The organism is Vibrio genomosp. F10 str. 9ZD137 (assembly GCF_049974785.1).
Lineage (GTDB): Bacteria > Pseudomonadota > Gammaproteobacteria > Enterobacterales > Vibrionaceae > Vibrio.
The window spans coordinates 1-769 of sequence record NZ_JBNGCJ010000891.1 but is presented as its reverse complement, the minus strand read 5'-3'; the positions used below and the strand labels follow the sequence as shown (position 1 = coordinate 769).

The 769-nt window shown below is 45.4% G+C and carries 1 protein-coding gene; it reads right to left on the bottom strand.

Going from position 1 to position 769, the window contains the following annotated elements:
• Positions 1-140: 140 nt before the first annotated feature.
• Positions 141-769: chorismate synthase (gene aroC / locus ACP45E_RS19865; RefSeq protein ID WP_069585467.1), on the bottom strand; the 629-nt coding region annotated here is incomplete at its 5' end.

Genomic DNA, 769 nt, shown 5'->3' with positions numbered 1-769 from the left:
CTCTTCCGATCTGAAGGCTCTTTGCACTAATTTCTCTGTTGGCTTTAATGTCTCTGTTGGCTTAAATCGCCATGATTATAAAAACGCAAAAAAAAAGGGTTAGCCTATGCCAACCCTTGATTTACTTCATTTACTCTGTGTTAGATCTTCGGCGTTTCAGTCGTTACACCAAAGTTTTGACCACGATGACGAAGAAGGTGATCGAGCAATACAATCGCTAACATCGCTTCGGCAATCGGCACGGCGCGAATACCAACACAAGGATCGTGTCGACCTTTAGTGATCAGCTGAGTGGCTTCGCCGTCTTTGGTTATGGTGTCACCAGGAACGGTAATACTAGACGTTGGCTTAAGTGCAATACTTGCCACAATGTCTTGTCCTGTCGAGATCCCACCTAAAATACCACCCGCGTGATTACTGCTGAAACCTTCCGGAGTTAATGGATCACGGTGTTCGCTGCCTTTCTGGCTGACGACATCAAAGCCATCACCAATTTCCACCCCTTTCACGGCGTTAATACTCATGAGTGCGTGAGCAATGTCTGCGTCTAATCGATCAAAAATTGGCTCACCAAGTCCCACCGGCACTTTAGTCGCGACAACTTGGATCTTCGCCCCGATTGAGTTTCCTTCTTTTAGAAGATCACGAATCATTTGATCAAACTCTGGTACCTTATCGGCATCTGGGCAAAAGAACGCGTTGTTTTCGATTTCATTCCAGTCGACTTTATCGATTGAAATATCACCCATTTGCGAGAGATACGATTGAA